General features: G+C 65.1%; 17 protein-coding genes. 8 read left to right on the forward strand and 9 right to left on the reverse strand.

Going from position 1 to position 15847, the window contains the following annotated elements; genetic code table 11:
* The first annotated feature begins 173 nt into the window (after nucleotides 1–173).
* From L0B83_RS01495 to L0B83_RS01510, 4 genes are all read left to right on the forward strand, one after another.
* Nucleotides 174–893 (forward strand): DUF4245 domain-containing protein, encoded by a 720-nt coding sequence (locus tag L0B83_RS01495; RefSeq protein ID WP_234756311.1) that lies wholly within the window; start codon nucleotides 174–176, stop codon nucleotides 891–893.
* 9 nt (nucleotides 894–902) lie between these two features.
* On the forward strand, nucleotides 903–1517 hold the full coding sequence (locus L0B83_RS01500) for a carbonic anhydrase (RefSeq protein WP_234756312.1): 615 nt from the start codon (nucleotides 903–905) through the stop codon (nucleotides 1515–1517).
* A gap of 105 nt (nucleotides 1518–1622) precedes the next feature.
* Nucleotides 1623–3056, forward strand: coding sequence for a class II fumarate hydratase (locus tag L0B83_RS01505; protein ID WP_234756313.1), 1434 nt, complete (start codon nucleotides 1623–1625; stop codon nucleotides 3054–3056).
* 176 nt (nucleotides 3057–3232) lie between these two features.
* Nucleotides 3233–3433: a hypothetical protein gene (locus L0B83_RS01510; protein ID WP_234756314.1), complete on the forward strand. Its 201-nt coding sequence runs from the start codon at nucleotides 3233–3235 to the stop codon at nucleotides 3431–3433.
* Here the strand turns inward: L0B83_RS01510 and L0B83_RS01515 are convergent.
* A complete protein-coding gene (locus L0B83_RS01515; protein ID WP_234756315.1) occupies nucleotides 3421–3894 on the reverse strand; it encodes an NUDIX hydrolase in 474 nt (157 codons plus the stop codon). The genes L0B83_RS01510 and L0B83_RS01515 overlap by 13 nt on opposite strands.
* 163 nt (nucleotides 3895–4057) lie before the next feature.
* On the reverse strand, nucleotides 4058–4615 hold the full coding sequence (locus L0B83_RS01520) for a prepilin peptidase (protein WP_234756316.1): 558 nt from the start codon (nucleotides 4613–4615) through the stop codon (nucleotides 4058–4060).
* A 59-nt stretch (nucleotides 4616–4674) separates the two neighbouring features.
* Between L0B83_RS01520 and L0B83_RS01525 the strand changes: the two genes are divergently transcribed.
* A complete protein-coding gene (locus L0B83_RS01525) occupies nucleotides 4675–5445 on the forward strand; it encodes a hypothetical protein (protein ID WP_234756318.1) in 771 nt (256 codons plus the stop codon).
* Nucleotides 5446–5944: 499 nt separating this feature from the next.
* Here L0B83_RS01525 and phoH2 read toward each other — a convergent pair whose 3' ends face one another.
* Both phoH2 and L0B83_RS01535 read right to left on the reverse strand, forming a co-directional pair.
* Nucleotides 5945–7219 carry an RNA 5'-3' helicase PhoH2 gene (gene phoH2, locus L0B83_RS01530; RefSeq protein WP_372461101.1) on the reverse strand — a complete coding sequence of 425 codons (1275 nt, stop codon included), beginning with the start codon at nucleotides 7217–7219 and terminating at the stop codon, nucleotides 5945–5947.
* Nucleotides 7220–7590: 371 nt separating this feature from the next.
* On the reverse strand, nucleotides 7591–8352 hold the full coding sequence (locus L0B83_RS01535; protein WP_234756589.1) for an isoprenyl transferase: 762 nt from the start codon (nucleotides 8350–8352) through the stop codon (nucleotides 7591–7593).
* Between the two features lie 236 nt (nucleotides 8353–8588).
* Here L0B83_RS01535 and trhA point away from each other — a divergent pair, with 236 nt between their 5' ends.
* Nucleotides 8589–9230, forward strand: a complete 642-nt coding sequence (gene trhA / locus L0B83_RS01540) for a PAQR family membrane homeostasis protein TrhA (protein WP_234756321.1) — start codon at nucleotides 8589–8591, stop codon at nucleotides 9228–9230.
* On the opposite strand, the gene L0B83_RS01545 is transcribed toward trhA, so the two are convergent.
* The 4 genes from L0B83_RS01545 to mca form a co-directional block, all read right to left on the reverse strand.
* Complete coding sequence (locus L0B83_RS01545; protein ID WP_443627137.1) at nucleotides 9208–11394, reverse strand: thioredoxin domain-containing protein; 2187 nt, start codon at nucleotides 11392–11394, stop codon at nucleotides 9208–9210. The two genes, trhA and L0B83_RS01545, sit on opposite strands and share 23 nt — an antisense overlap.
* Nucleotides 11395–11440: 46 nt before the next feature.
* A complete protein-coding gene (locus L0B83_RS01550) occupies nucleotides 11441–11857 on the reverse strand; it encodes a hypothetical protein (protein ID WP_234756323.1) in 417 nt (138 codons plus the stop codon).
* Between the two features lie 166 nt (nucleotides 11858–12023).
* Complete coding sequence (locus L0B83_RS01555; protein ID WP_234756324.1) at nucleotides 12024–12326, reverse strand: hypothetical protein; 303 nt, start codon at nucleotides 12324–12326, stop codon at nucleotides 12024–12026.
* Between the two features lie 70 nt (nucleotides 12327–12396).
* Nucleotides 12397–13302 carry a mycothiol conjugate amidase Mca gene (mca, locus tag L0B83_RS01560; protein WP_234756326.1) on the reverse strand — a complete coding sequence of 302 codons (906 nt, stop codon included), beginning with the start codon at nucleotides 13300–13302 and terminating at the stop codon, nucleotides 12397–12399.
* A 126-nt stretch (nucleotides 13303–13428) separates the two neighbouring features.
* Here mca and L0B83_RS01565 point away from each other — a divergent pair, with 126 nt between their 5' ends.
* A complete protein-coding gene (locus L0B83_RS01565) occupies nucleotides 13429–13887 on the forward strand; it encodes a DUF4307 domain-containing protein (RefSeq protein ID WP_234756328.1) in 459 nt (152 codons plus the stop codon).
* 153 nt (nucleotides 13888–14040) lie between these two features.
* Complete coding sequence (greA, locus tag L0B83_RS01570) at nucleotides 14041–14535, forward strand: transcription elongation factor GreA (protein ID WP_234756330.1); 495 nt, start codon at nucleotides 14041–14043, stop codon at nucleotides 14533–14535.
* Between the two features lie 70 nt (nucleotides 14536–14605).
* Here greA and ilvA read toward each other — a convergent pair whose 3' ends face one another.
* Nucleotides 14606–15844, reverse strand: a complete 1239-nt coding sequence (ilvA, locus tag L0B83_RS01575) for a threonine ammonia-lyase (RefSeq protein ID WP_234756332.1) — start codon at nucleotides 15842–15844, stop codon at nucleotides 14606–14608.
* Nucleotides 15845–15847 lie beyond the last annotated feature (3 nt).

Here is a 15847-nt window from a genome sequence, read left to right on the forward strand (position 1 = left end):
GATGACACGATTCATGGGACCAGGAATGGCCGGGCTGGCGGCCTGAATGATTCCTCTAGAACAGATCATAGTCGGGGCCAGGTGGCGCGGTCATGGGATGACCAGCTTCTGGAACGCCCCTTGCGCGGACGGGCCGATGTGTATTAGCCGCTTGGATAGGGGACTATTGAAGCGTGAGTGAAACGCAAGACAAAGCAATTGCCGACGTCCCCTCCGAGGCCGGCGGCACGGGTGCAGCCGGCGCAACTGGCGCCGGACAGCCTGCGGTGAAGCCCGTTATCGCGGCGAAAGCCGCCAAAAGGGCCAACGCCTCGGTGATCGGCATGCTCATTGCGTTGCTCGTCTGCGTGCTGGCGTTCCTGCCCATTGTTCTCATGAATCCGGCGCCCAAGAGCAACGGTTACCGGCCCAACGTTGACGTGGCGGCGACGGCGGCCAACGCGAAAGGTGTGGCGGGTTTCACACCTGTGGCGCCGGAACCCGGCGACACATTTAGTCCGAACTACGCTCGCTGGGCATCCGGAACCGCCGATGGCGTGCCCAGGTGGGAGGTCGGATTCCTCACTCCGAAGCAGGCGTTCATCGGAATGGTCCAGACCCGCAAGGCCAACCCGACGTGGATTTTCCAGCAGACCGGCAGTGCCCCGGTCACCGGAACGCGCAGCGCCGGCGGCCACGACTGGGAGCTCCGCGACACGGGCAAGGGCACCCGAAGCATGATCCTGAACTATCGCGGGACCACGGTCGTCCTGAGCGGAGGCGCGGGTCTGGACGAGTTCTCCACCTTGGCCGCAGCCGTGGTCAAGGCGATGGACGCAGCTCCGGCCGCTTCCGCGGACGCGAGCACCATGCCGGGCGACACAGGTTCGCAGCCTCCCGCCCCCAAGCCGTAAAGTAGCGCCGTGACTACCTACCTGACTCCTGCACTTGCCTGGCGCCGTTTGCGCGAAGGAAACGAACGCTTCGTCTCCGGCGACACCTTGCACCCCAACCAGGACGCGTCCCGCCGGCATTCCTTGGTCGAGGACCAGCACCCCTTTGCCGTGATCTTCGGTTGCTCGGACTCACGTTTGGCGGCCGAAATCATCTTCGACCTCGGCCTGGGCGATGTCTTCGTGATCCGCACCGCCGGCCAAGTGATCGACGACGCCGTCCTCGGTTCGCTCGAGTACAGCATCAGCCAACTCCACGTCCCCCTGATCGTGATCCTCGGCCACGACAGCTGCGGCGCCGTGACCGCCACGAAGGCCGCCGTCGAGACAGGCGAGATGCCGGCCGGTTTCATCCGTTCCCTGGTGGAGCGCATCACGCCTTCCGTGCTGGCCGCAACGCGCAACGAGCAGACTGACGTCAACGAGATGGTGGTGGAGCATGTCAAGCAGACGGCCCGGCGCCTGGCGGACAGTTCGCGTGTGATTTCCGCCGCCATCGAGGAAGGCCGGACCGCCGTCGTCGGGCTGTCTTACAAGCTGGATGAAGGCCGCGCCGAGCTGGTTTCCGGGATCGGCGAGCTCTAGGCAGCGTGCCGGAAGGCATCTGGGCACCCGCCCCGGCCGCGGAAACCGGCCGTAGCGTTGCACGGCCGGTTTCGGCTGGGACGGCTGCCCCAATAAGCTAGGCCCATGACTTCCACTCAAGAAACGAACGCTGAGTTCCGCATTGAACACGACACCATGGGTGAAGTTCGCGTCCCCGTGAACGCCCTCTACCGTGCCCAGACGCAGCGCGCTGTCGAGAACTTCCCGATCTCCGGCAAGACCCTCGAGCGCGCCCACATCGAAGCACTGGCCCGCGTCAAGAAGGCCGCGGCCCTGGCCAACGCCGAACTGGGAGTGCTCGACGGCGAGCTCGCCGACGCGATCGCCGCAGCAGCCGACGAGGTTGCCGCCGGCAAATACGACGGCGATTTCCCCATCGACGTCTTCCAGACCGGCTCGGGCACGTCCTCCAACATGAACACCAACGAGGTCATCGCCGAGCTGGCTTCCCGTGCACTGGCCGCCAAGGGTAGCGACAAGGTTGTCCACCCGAACGACCACGTCAACGCTTCGCAGTCCTCCAACGACGTTTTCCCGACGTCGGTCCACGTCGCCGCCACCTCGGCCCTGATCAACGACCTGATCCCGGCCCTCGAGTACCTGGCTGCATCCCTGGACCGCAAGGCCGTCGAGTTCAAGGACGTCGTCAAGTCCGGCCGTACCCACCTCATGGACGCCACCCCGGTGACCTTGGGCCAGGAGTTCGGCGGCTACGCCGCACAGGTGCGATACGGCGTCGAGCGCATCAAAGCGGCCCTCCCCCGCGTCGCCGAGGTCCCGCTGGGCGGCACCGCCGTCGGCACCGGCATCAACACCCCGGCGGGCTTCCCCGAGCGCGTCATCGAGCTCCTCGCCGCCGACACCGGCCTCCCGCTGACCGAGGCACGCGACCACTTCGAAGCGCAGGCCAACCGCGACGGGCTCATCGAGGGTTCGAGCCAGCTGCGCAACATCGCCATCTCCTTCATGAAGATCAACAACGACCTGCGCTGGATGGGTTCCGGCCCCAACACGGGCCTCGGCGAAATCGCCATTCCGGACCTGCAGCCGGGCTCCTCGATCATGCCGGGCAAGGTCAACCCGGTCATTTGCGAAGCCTCGATCATGGTCTGCGCGCAGGTCATCGGCAACGACACTGCCATCGCCTGGTCGGGTACCAACGGCGCCTTCGAGCTCAACGTCGGCATCCCGGTGATGGCCGCCAACTTGCTCGAATCCATCCGCCTGCTCGCCAACACCAGCCGCGTCATGGCCGACAAGATGATCGACGGCATTACGGCGAACGTGGAGCGTGCCCGCTTCCTGGCCGAGGCTTCCCCGTCCATCGTGACTCCGCTCAACAAGTTCATCGGTTACGAGGCAGCCGCAAAGATCGCCAAGAAGGCTGTTGCCGAGGGCTTGACCATCCGCGAAGCCGTGATCTCCCTGGGCTACCTTGAGCGCGGCGAACTGACGGAAGAGCAGCTCGACAAGGCCCTCGACGTCACCACCATGACCCGCCCGGCCCACAAGGCCTAGCTTCCGGCGCCGAGCACGACGGCGAGCAGCCGCTCCAGCGCTCGACCCGCCTGCGCTGCGCACGGGACATGCCCGGCCTTGGCCCGGACCAACGGACATATGAGGAATATGCCCATCGTCCGGGTCCAGGGCCGGGCATGTCCGTAACGGCAACCAACTGGCTTAGGCTGGAACCCATGAGTTCAGAGCCCGAAGAATCCGCGAACATCAGCCCCGCCGTTCGATGGGGATTAGGAGCGGTGCTCTTCGGCCTTCTGGCCGTCTCCGCAGCTTCCGCCAAGGGCGAATGGTGGACCATCCTCGGCGCCATTGCCTGCGGTATCGCCGCGTGCGTCTTCGCTGCCAGGGCGATCCTCGCTGCCCGTCAATCGCGCTGATATACGACGTCGGTGCCCGGCTCCAGCGCAAGCCGGATGGTTTCGCGGTGGCCGGCACTGATGTCAGGCAACTCGTCGAGGGCAAACCAGCCGACGGCGATCGACTCGTCGTCGTTGACGCGGGCCTCCCCCGAGACGTAACGGCATTTGAAGGCAATATCCAGGAAGTCGCACACGTCACCGTTGGGATAGGTGACCGGGCCGATGACGCCCACCGCCAGGATCCGCTCGGTTTTGGCGACTACGGCGGTCTCTTCGAAGATCTCCCGCAACAGACCAGGGGCCGGGTGCTCACCCGGTTCCAGCATTCCGGTAATCAGCGTCCACCTGCCGTTGTCCGACCGCTGGCACAGGAGGACCCGGTTCTCGTCGTCCAGGACCACGCCCCGGACGCCGGGCAGCCACAGCGGATCGTTGCCGATCTTCTCACGGATTTCCCGGATGAATTCCGGAACCGGCACGGCCTAGCCCGCTTCCGTTGAAACAGTCATCACCAACACGAGCTCTGCCTCCTCTTCGGACCGGATCCGCCGGTAGGGCGAGTATGCCACCGGCGATGCCCGAATGACAGCGGGCAAGCCGGCTCAACGGCCGCTTCCCGCTCCGGTGTGCCCACCGCGCTCCTCACGCAGGCAGGGCAAACATCGCAGCGGCGGCGCCGGCCAGCATGAACGGCCCGAAGGGTATCGAGGATTTCAAGGTTCCCCGCCGAGCAGCAAGGACTCCGAGGCTCCACAGCCCGCCGAAGAGGAACGCCGCAAATGTTCCGGCAAAAACATGCGCCCAACCCAGGTAGCCAAGGTATAGGCCCAGTACACCGGCCAGCTTGACGTCTCCGAATCCCATCCCCGGCGGGTACACCAAGCGCACGATGAAGTAGAACGCCCACAGCACGGCTCCCCCGGCCACGATTCCCAGGGCGGGCACCCCGAGGAAGGAGGTTCCGCCGTCGGGCCCTGGCTTCGCCGCTCCCCCGGCCAAAGTGGCGGCCACCGCCGCACCGAGCAGCAAGACACCGGCGATGGCATAGGACGGGAACACGATCCGGTTCGGCAGGATGTGGTGGCGGACGTCGATGACCGTGAGTCGGGCTGCCATGACCGCGAAGTACAGGCAAGCTGCGAGCAGCAACCAGAAGGCCGGGATGCTTGTCCCCCACAATTCGCCGAGTCGTCGGATCACCCTCGGATGCTATCGGTTTTCCCGAACCGCCGCCCGTTACGCGCGCATAGACTGTGGATATGGGGCGCTACAGTGCAGAAATCCAAGGCAATCCGGACCCCGACATGTCCTCCACCTTCCGAAACCTCTGCCGTTCCTCCCCATGGAAATGGACCAGCCTGAGGTTCGAGTACCTGGACCGGCCAGGCAACCCGGATGCCATGGTGCGCGCCTGGTTGCGTCGCCCGGGGGCGCTTCGGCTCGAAGCCGCCGACGGAACCTTGCTGCACAGCACCACGGGCATCAACGACTCGCGGGACGGGCTGTACCTCGGCTCCAAGCGAAAGTCCTGGCTGCTCCCGGCCCACTTGGTGACCCCCGTGTGCGACTCTGCCGGGCTGGTCCGCCGGCGCCCGGAAGCTGCATACGGTGAACCGTCGTTTGGGAACGGCCGACTCGCAGCAGCCCTCGATCCTGTCGAGCTCGCCGGGAACGCGCCGGTGCCCATGGAGTTTCCCGAGTCCAACAGGGTCTCATTCGGCGCCGTCCGGGAGGTGGACCACGAAGGGCGTCCTACCCTGGAAACCATCGCGACGCCGGGCTCCAGCTACGTAGCGGCTGATCCTGCACATCCGCTCTGTTTCCCGGGACGCACGCTTTTGCGCGTGGATTCAGGAACGGGTGTGTGCGTTTCCAGCCAGTCGCTCGACGGCGACACCGCCGGCCAGGGGCACTGGATGCGGATCCTGGGGGTGGACGAATACATGCTGGACGATCTGTTCCTCGCCGAATCGATGAACCTCACCGACGTCCGGAAGCACATCAGTTGGGACATCGGCCCCCGCGCGTAGGCAGGTGACCGGGCGTCAGGGAAAAATACCGGCCATACCTGACCGAGCGTCGCGGGAAAACCCGCCACGCCTGACCGGGCGTCAGGGAAAAACCCGAAATACCTGACCGGGCGTCAGGGAAAAATCCGCCATATCTGACCGGGCGTCGGAGAAAAACCCACCGCACCTGACCGGGCGTCGGAAAATTACCTGGCATATCTGACCGGGCATCGGCGAGGGGCGCACGAGCCTCGACGCGGTTCTTCGTAAAGGAGCGCATCGCGGCGCATCGGACACCGAAGGTCGCCCAGCGACCGGAGCGGGTCCTTATGCGCCGTGTCTAAGCGACGGCGAAGGGCCGCGGCCCGGCGGACCCGGCGCCGGTCGGAAACCCGCCAAAGGTGACCGGGCGTCAGGGAAAAACCCGCCAAAGGTGACCGGGCGTCGGCGAGAGGACGGCGAAGGGCCGTGGCCCGGCGAACCCGGCCACGGCCCCCGCTAATTCCGGGCAAATGCCGCTTTAGATTTCCGCCCCTTCGAGCAGTTCCGTCACGAGGGCCGCGATCGGCGAGCGCTCGGAGCGGGTCAAGGTGATGTGGCCGAACAGCGGGTGCCCCTTGAGGGTTTCGACGACGGCGGCAACCCCGTCGTGCCTGCCCACGCGGAGGTTGTCGCGCTGGGCAACGTCGTGGGTCAGGACGATCTTGGAGTTCTGGCCGATCCGGCTCATGACCGTGAGGAGCACGTTCTTTTCGAGCGATTGCGCCTCATCCACGATCACGAAGGCGTCATGGAGCGAACGTCCGCGGATGTGGGTCAGCGGCATGACTTCGAGCATGCCCCGGTCCATGACTTCTTCCACGACTTCCTGGCTGACGAGTGCACCGAGGGTGTCGAAGACCGCCTGCGCCCAGGGGTTCATCTTCTCCGCCTCGGAGCCGGGCAGGTACCCGAGTTCCTGTCCACCCACCGCGTACAGGGGGCGGAAAACGATCACCTTGCGGTGCTCCCTGCGCTCGAGGACCGCTTCGAGTCCGGCACACAGGGCCAGGGCCGATTTTCCGGTGCCCGCGCGGCCGCCGATCGAGACGATTCCGACGCCGGGATCCATGAGCAGATCGATCGCCAGCCGCTGCTCCGCCGAGCGGCCGTGCAGTCCGAAGACGTCGCGGTCGCCCTTGACCAGCCGCACCTGCTTGTCAGCGCCTACCCGGCCCAGGGCCGAGCCCCGGTTCGAGAGCAGCACCAGGCCCGTGTTGACGGGGAGCTCGGCCGCTGCCGGGATGAAGACGGGTTCGTGTCCGTACAGAGTGGTGATCTCGTCCTCGCTGGCTTCGACCTCCGCCATTCCGGTCCAGCCGGAGTCCTTGACGAGTTCGTTGCGGTATTCGTCCGCGAACAACCCCATGGCGGAGGCTTTGACGCGCATGGGCACGTCTTTGGAGACGACCGTGACGTTGTGGCCTTCGTTGGCGAGGTTCTTGGCGACTGCCAGGATGCGGCTGTCGTTGTCCGGTCCGCGGAATCCGGCCGGAAGCACCTCGGTGGACACATGGTTCATCTCAACGCGCAGCGTACCGCCGTCGGATCCGATCGGAATGGGTTGGTTCAATCCGCCATGCTCGATGCGCAGGTCATCGAGGAGCCTGAGGGCCTTGCGGGCAAAGTAGCCCAACTCGGGATCGTGGCGTTTGCCTTCCAGTTCGGTGATCACCACGATCGGGACAATGACTTCGTGCTCCGCGAACCGCAATAAGGCAAGAGGATCGGAAAGCAATACGGAAGTATCAATCACATAGCTCCGACCGGTCGGGGTCCCGGACTGTGCAGTCCGCCCACTGTTGGCCCGCTTGGTGCGAGAGGTAGCTGAACTTTCCCCGTCGGAAACGACTACGGGCAGTTGCTCAGAAATAGCCACATCGACTCCAGCCCCGGGCGAACCCGGCTTATTCGTGAGGCGGCTCGGCCGGAAGGCCGGGCGCGGCCCCCCACGTACCTGGTGCGATGATTCGCTCCATCTACTGGCCTCCCCGATCAGCAAGCGGTTTGCCTGCTGATGGGATTAACGTATTCCCGCGCGATTACATTTCCGGTTAGCCGAAGCGGCGATTCGCGTAGGCAAATGTGAACTTCCTGTAAACGCCGGCCAAGCGGAAAGTCGCGGTGTCAGGAACCGAAGCGGCGCTGGCGGCCGGCGTAGTCCCGTAGTGCCCGCAGGAAGTCAACCTTGCGGAACGCGGGCCAGAGTGCCTCGCAAAAGTAGAACTCGCTGTAGGCGCTTTGCCACATGAGGAAGCCCGACAGGCGTTGTTCACCTGACGTGCGGATCACCAAATCGGGGTCGGGCTGGCCGCGTGTGTACAGGAAGCGCGAGATGTCGTCCACGGAGAGATTGTCGGCCAACTCAGTGATGTCACGGCCGTTCGCGACGGTGTCGTGCAGCAATTCCCGCACGGCGTCAACAATTTCGCGCCGTCCACCGTAGCCGACGGCGACGTTGACGTGCAGCCGTTCCCGGATCGGCGTGCGCGCCGTGAGCTTGGTGAGCCGCTCGGCGAGGTAGTCCGGAAGGAGCTCCGGCGCGCCCATGGCGTGGACGGAAATATCGGCGTCCTCGTCCAGGCGATCGAGGGTATTGGCGATGATTCCCATGAGCAACTCGAGCTCTTCGCCGGAGCGGTTCATATTGTCAGTCGAGAGCATGTACAGCGTGACGACTTTGATACCGAGTTCCTGGCACCAGCCGAGGAACTCGTGGATTTTGTCCGCGCCCGCTTGGTGGCCTTCGCTGGTGGGAGCGTTGAATTGCCGCGCCCAGCGGCGGTTGCCATCCACCATGACGCCGATGTGCTTGGGAATCTTGTCCCGCTCGAGCGAACGGAGCAGTTTGCGCTCGTAGAAGCCATAGAGGAAGCCGGGCCACTCCATCCGGACACTCACCTGACTTCCTTTGAACAGCACGTGAAAAGCGAAACAATCGACGACGGCGGCCGGCCCGGTTTGGGGGCCGACCGTCACCCATAGAACCATCGGCACTTGGCGGACAGCTGCCGTAGGCGCACCACCAAGGCTACCTTCCCATGGCGGGCAGTCGGCACACCTGGGTAGCGGGAAACATATTACTCAGCGGTAACTTATCGGGGCGGGCAGGTTAGGCTTTAACGGTGTCGGAGCTGCTTCCCATCAAGCCAAGCTGGCGCGGCTGGATCCATGCCGTAGCCACACCGTTTGCCTTCGCGGCGGGGATCGTCCTGGTGACCCTGGCCCCTACGACGGACCGCAAGATCGCCTCGGCGGTCTACGCAGTCACCGGCATCCTGCTCTTCGGCGTGTCCGCGGTCTATCACCGCGGCAATTGGGAGCCAAAGACCAGGATGATCCTCAAGCGCCTGGACCACACCAACATCATGCTGGTGATCGCCGGCAGCTACACGCCCCTCGCCTGGTCGCTGCTGGAGCGTCCCAAGGCCGTCCTCCTGCTGTGGGTGATCTGGTCCGGAGCCCTGCTGGGAGTGCTCTTCCGGGTCCTTTGGACCGGCGCTCCACGCTGGCTCTACGTGCCCATCTACGTCGCGCTGGGCTGCGGGGCGTTGTTCTACTTACCGGAGTTCTTCGAAGCAAACGTTCCAGCCGCGATCCTGATCTGCGTGGGCGGGGCCCTGTACATCGCGGGCGCGGTTTTCTACGGGATGAAGCGGCCCAACTTCAGCCCGTTGAACTTCGGCTTCCACGAGCTTTTCCACGCATTCACGGTTCTCGCCTTCGCGGCGCACTTCATCGCCATCACGATGGCCCAGCTGAGCTAGCTTCAGTCATCGCGTCGAGGCGCTGCACCAGTTCCTCGACGGAGCCAAGCGGCAGGTCGCACACCATCCCGCGGCACAAATACACTTGCGGCGAGCCGTCCGCGGCAGCCGTGCGGGCCTCGAGCAGTGGCACCTCCGGTTCCGCGGCCCCGGAACCGGGCAGCGCGCCGTCGTCGGCGGCTTTTCCGGCGGGCGTATCGATCCGGACCGCCACCACCATCCCCGGGCTCGGCGAGGCCAACAGGGCGCTGTGGAGTTCCCGCTGCTTCCGGCCCGGAGGTCCGGATACGGCTGCCTCTATGGGGCCGGCCGCGGCCGCCTGTGCGGTCGCAAGAAGCCATCCCGCTACCCGGGGTGCCCGCCCGGCGATGGACGGCAGCATCGAGAGGATGTTGCCTGCCATGGCGCGGTGTTCGTGGGACCCCGAGTATGCCGCGTAGGACAGCAGGACACCGGCGAAGGCCGCAGCGCCGCTGGGTGTCGCGTTGTCGAAGGGGTCCAGGCCGGCGTGCTGGCCCTGCGCGTTGAAGACCTGGGCCGACTCCCCCACGGAGTCCGACAACCTGCCGTCCACCACGAACCGCGTGCAGGCTGCGCCGATCAATTGCTCGGCAAAGCCGTACCAGCGCCGCTCGCCGGTCACGGCGTACAGGGCCAAAAGGCCTTCGGCGCAGAAGGCGTAGTCTTCCAACAGTCCACTGATACCTCGGGCAACCCCGTCGTGCGAGACGCGGGTCAGCACACGGCCCGCGGCGGCTCCGGACGAGCTGACCGGCCGCCAATGGACCTGTTCCAGGTAGGCCGCAGCGCTTTCCGCGGCGGCGATCAGTTCCGGCCTGTCCAGGATTGCCCCCGCTTCGGCAAGCGCCGCGATGGCGAGCCCGTTCCAGCCGGCCACGACCTTGTCGTCCCGTGCCGGTCGGGGCCGCGCCGAACGTGCGGCGCGCAAAGCGGGCCGGACCCTGTTCCAGAGCCGCGACTCAGGACCGGTGAGTTGGCGCCCTGGATGCAGCGGAGATCCAAGCTCCGAGACTGTGCCAGAGGGCCCCACGTTCATGAGCCGTGCCACGGCGGCGGCATCTTCCGGCCCCAGCGCCGCTTCGAGGCCCTCGCGGGTCCACAGGTAGGACGCCCCTTCGTGATGCACTCCATCCACAACGGTGTCAGCGTCGAGCGAGGAAGCAAGTCCGTCCGGCGCCGCGGGATCGCCCACGCCGAGCGAGTCGAGCAACCAGTCCGCCACCCGCGACGCCACGCTCGCCGCCTCGTCCGCTGGAAAGACCCCGTTGCCCGGGAGCCGGAGCCAGTGAACGTAGGCGCGAAGGAGCTGGGCATTGTCGTGGAGCATCTTCTCGAAATGCGGCACCGACCAGTCCGCGGTCACCGAGTACCGGGCAAAGCCGCCGTCGAGCTGGTCGCACAGCGCGGAGCGCGCCATCGCCGCGAGGGTCCGCCCGGCCATGTCCCGGGCCGCGTCAGACGTCTCAGAGGGCACCGCCGCGTGCCTGAGCAGGAACTCAAGAACCGCCGACGGCGGGAACTTGGGGGCGCCGCCGAAGCCACCGCGGTCGGGGTCTTCCGATCGGGCGAGAAGTCGGACGGCTTCCGACAACAGGCTCCTGTCCAGGCTTTCGGCCGGCCTGTCGAGGAAAACTGCCGAGGCGAGGTGGGCATCGCCCATGCCGGCGGCAAGGCCACGGGCGTTCTGTTCGACGGCGTCACGGCGTTCCAGCCACGCCTCGTGGACCGCTTCGAGCACCTGGCGGAAAGACGGCCGGCCCGGCTGGGGTATTGGCGGGAAGTAGGTGCCGGCATGGAAAGCGAGGCCCTCGGGCGTCAGGAAGACGGACATCGGCCAGCCGCCCTCGCCGCTGATGGCCTGGGTGGCAGCCATGTAGATCGAGTCCACGTCGGGCCGTTCTTCGCGGTCCACCTTGATAGCCACGAAATGTGCGTTCAGGTAGTCGGCGGTGTCCTGGTCTTCGAAGGACTCGTGGGCCATGACGTGGCACCAATGGCACGCGGCGTAGCCAATGGAGAGGAAAACGGGGACGTCACGACGTTCAGCTTCAGCGAAAGCCTCATCACCGAATGGCTGCCAATCGACAGGATTGTCCTTGTGCTGCAGGAGGTAGCTACTGAATTCGCTGGAAAGTCGGTTCACGATTCCATCATGTCCCAGACCCGCGGCGGCGGGACAGTGGGCTGGGCTACCGGGTCGCCACTGCCTGGGCAATGGTGAATTCGACCACGAGCACCAGCACAGCGAGGACCGGGAAGGTTGCGCTCAGCGTGACGATGGTTGTAGAGAGCGCGCGGCGCGGACCCTTACGGGCCTTGGCAACGATTGCGAGAATAAGGGCAAGGAGGATCATTGGACCCCACATCCAAACCGACTCAATGGGGTATGCCAACGCTGCCCAAGCTGCAGCGGTATCGCCTCCCCTAGCTGCCTTGGAGACGCTGAGGCCAACGAGGCAAGCCACGAGGTAAGTTACGAAACCGGCCACCCAGGAGCCGGCGGCATACACGGCAAGATCGGCGGAGCGGCCTCCGGCCAGCTCACCGTCGCCGGTATTTAGCGAAGCGGTCTCATTGCCAAGAGGGTATTTCGGGAAGTCCGTCATCCTGGTCCCCTGTCAGTTGGTCGCGTAGTTGCTCAGCCTTTGGATTCAACCCGATGCGAGCTGGCCAAGGATAAGCAGCCTATTACTACACTGACTTTATAAAACCTTTAGCAGGAGACACAAGACCGGCGACCTTCGCCCCGGCCATTTCGCGGTCCTGCATGGCTCAGCGGGCTCCGGTGCCCGTATCGCCGTCGGACTCTTCCGCGTTCGACTCGCCCGGCGCGGCGCCGGCGGCATCGCCCGCCTCTGCGGCAAGACGGGCTTCCTCAACCTGGGCGCGGTAGCGGACCCGCCGGATCCGCCGGACCATGTCAACGATCAGGAAGGTCGTAAGCACCACGATGAACGCGGTCAGGATGAAACCCCAGGTCCCCGGGGTCACCTGGTCTTCCGCCAGGCCAGGGCGCAGCGACGGAGTCGGCGAAGGCGACGGGGTCGCGGCCAGGGCAATGAGCAAGTGGTGCACGGTTCAAACCTTCTGTGGGAGTTTCCAGCCGGTTGGCGACTTCTACGCTTGATAGAAATCGCCGGCGATCCTATCTTAGCCCTGTGAACAGGTCCTTTTCCGGCAGGTCGACCGGGATACGGGAGTGGACCAGCGTGTAGTCCTCCCACGGCCACGCCTTCCGCTGCATTTCCGGCGACACCGCGAAGAAGAAACCGAGCGGATCGACCTGGGTCCGGTGCGCCCTGAGTGCGTCGTCACGGGCCTCGAAGTAGTCACCGCAATCCACCTGCGTGGTGGTCAGATGCGTGGGCCTCGGCGGAGTGTGTCCTTCCGCATCGGCTTCCAGCCATGCGGCAAGCCGTTCGGCGTAGGGCGATTGCAGCCCCGCTTCCTCGAGGGCGAAATGCAGGGCACGGAAACGTTCGGGGCTGAAGGCCCGGTCGTAATACAGCTTGGTCGGCGCCCAGCTTTCGCCCGTCCCGGGGTAGCGCTCCGGATCACCTGCAGCATCGAAGGCTTCGACAGCAACCTTGTGGGCCATGATGTGGTCAGGATGCGGGTAACCGCCATTTTCGTCGTAGCTCACCATGACGTGCGGCTTGAAGTCCCGGACCAAGCGGACCAGCGGCGCCGCCGCCCGTTGGAGTGGCTGGAGCGCAAAGCAGCCGCTGGGCAATGGTGGCAACGGATCGCCTTCGGGCAGGCCGGAATCCACGAAGCCCAACCAACGCTGCTTGATTCCCAAGACCGCGGCAGCCTCCTTCATTTCCAAGCGGCGCGCGCCGGCCATGTCCCGTTTCGGGTGCGGAGCCGACTCCATGGCCGGGTTTTGGATGTCCCCGCGGGAGCCGTCGGTGCACGTAGCCACCATGACCTCCACACCGGAAGCCGCATACATGGCCATGGTGGCCGCGCCTTTGCTTGACTCGTCGTCCGGGTGCGCATGGACGGCGAGCAGCCGGAGCTGCGTGTCGGGGCTGGTGGATGTGCTCATCCGGTACGGTTCCTCTTTCCGGGTCATGCTGGTCTGGGTTGCTGGTGGCTGCACTGATCAGGTAGTTCGAAAGCGTGCGACTCCGCTGTGTGCGACCAGGCGCCGGAAGCCAACTAAACTAGATGGGTGACTTCCGAAGACCCATCGGCTACGGCGCTGCCGGCAAGTACCAGCCTAGCCAATCGCTACGGCAGCCAAAAGCGCGCCCTCGGAGGGAAAACCAAACGGTACATCGTCGTCGCCGTCCTCCTCGTGGTGATCGGGCTCTTGTTCTGGGTCGCAACATCTTCCTCACAGTCGTCGGTGTCCTTCAAGGACCTCGGCTACACCACCACCGACGCCACCCAGTCGGAGGTCAATTTCCAGGTCACCAAGAACCCCGGGGCCACCGCAAAATGCGCGGTCAAGGCCATGGATTCCAAGTTCGCCGTGGTCGGCTGGAAAGTGGTGGAGATCGACCCGAACACCCTCAAGGACGGCACGGAGGGCGGCAGGACAACCGCCCACCGGACCGTACTGCACACCGAGTCCGAGGCCGTGTCCGCCGTCGTGGACAACTGCTGGATCGTGGACGGCGGCAAATAGCAAACGTGTGACGTAAAACTCAGCAAGCTTGGGTTTGTCCACAGGATTGACTACACTGGATCAATACCTTAACCCCGCTGAGTTGGTTGCTGAGTTCCACGAGTGGCCTCCACCGGCGGGGTCTTTGCTTGTCAGATCCATAAGGAGAAATCCGTGTCGACCACCAACAGCGCGCCCGCAGCTTGGCTTACCCAGGACGCATATGACCGCTTGAAGGCAGAGCTGGACCACCTATCCGGCCCTGGCCGTGCGGAGATCGTGCAGAAGATCGAAGCCGCCCGCCAGGAAGGCGATCTTAAGGAAAACGGCGGATACCACGCCGCCAAGGAAGAGCAGGGCAAGATCGAAGCCCGCATCCGCCAGCTGACCGTACTTTTGCGCGACGCACAGGTCGGCGAAGCCCCGGCCGATGACGGAATCGTCGAACCCGGCATGGTGGTCGTCGCCCGCATCGCCGGCGACGAAGAGACCTTCCTGCTCGGATCCCGCGAAATCGCCGGCGATTCCGATCTGGACGTCTTCAGTGAGAAGTCACCTCTCGGCGTCGCGATCATGGGCCACAAGGAAGGCGACAAGATCAGTTACGTCGCCCCCAACGGCAAGGAAATCCCGGTGGAGATCGTTTCCGCCAAGCCGTTCACCGGCTGATAAGTCCGCGAAACAACGACGCCGGCCCTCCCCTTTACCTTCGGGGCGGGCCGGCGTTGTGCTTTCGGCGTCAGTGCACCACGATCGGGTGGAAGCCCTCAGCGCGAAGCGCCGCGAGGACCTGCTCGCTGTGTTCGTGGCCTTTGGTTTCCAGGTTGACGGTGATGGAGACATCGCCCATGCTGATCGCGCCGCCCACCCGGGTGTGGTCGAGGCCGGTCACATTGGCGTCGTTTTCGGCGATGATGCGGGCAATGGTGGCCAAGGAACCGGGGCGGTCATCCAGCATCATGCGGACGGTCATAAAACGCCCCGCAGCCGAGAGGCCGCGCTGGATCACCTTGAGCATCAGCATGGGGTCGATGTTGCCGCCCGACAGGATGACAGCCGTGGTTCCCGGGTTCTCGATCTTGCCGTCCATGAGTGCCGCGACGCCGACGGCACCGGCCGGCTCGACCACCATCTTGGCGCGTTCGAGGAGGAAGATAAGCGCCCGGGCCAAGGAATCTTCACTCACCGTCACCACGTCGTCCACGAGTTCGCGGATGATGCTGAACGGCAGCTGGCCGGGGCGTCCGACGGCGATGCCGTCCGCCATGGTGGAAACCTTCTTGAGCGGCACCAAGGCATCAGCGGCGAGTGACGGCGGGTAGGCAGCCGCGTTCTCCGCCTGCACGCCGATGATCCGGATCTCGCGTCCCAGTTCACGGGCCCGCGCCTTGATCGCGACGGCGACTCCCGCGAGCAGGCCGCCGCCGCCGACGCCCATCAGGACAGTGTCGACGTTGGGCACCTGGTCCAGGATTTCGAGCCCGACAGTGCCCTGGCCGGATACGACGTCGACGTTGTCGAACGGGTGGACGAAGACGGCTCCTGTTTCGTTCGCGTAGCGTTGCGCCTCCGCCAGGGCCTCGTCGACGTTGTGTCCGTGCAGGACGACTTCGGCGCCGTGGCTGCGGGTCGCGGCAAGCTTCGGAAGAGCGACACCGAGGGGCATGTAGATGCGGGCCTTGATTCCGAGGCTTTTCGCCGCCACCGCGACGCCTTGCGCGTGGTTGCCTGCCGAAGCCGCTACGACGCCGCGCTTCTTCTCCTCGGGAGACAGCCGTGCCATCCGCACGTATGCCCCGCGGACCTTGAAGGACCCGGCCCGCTGGAGGTTCTCGCATTTGAAGAAGACCTCTCCGCCTACCATCGCTCCCAGGGCCCGTGAGGACTCGATGGGGGTCTTGGTAATAATGCCCTCGAGCAGCTCCCGCGCCTTAAGGACATCGTCCAGCGTGACGGGCAGGGTATCGAGGGTATTCACGGG

This window comes from Arthrobacter alkaliphilus, from assembly GCF_021483235.1.
In the GTDB taxonomy this organism is placed as follows: Bacteria; Actinomycetota; Actinomycetes; order Actinomycetales; family Micrococcaceae; genus Arthrobacter; species Arthrobacter alkaliphilus.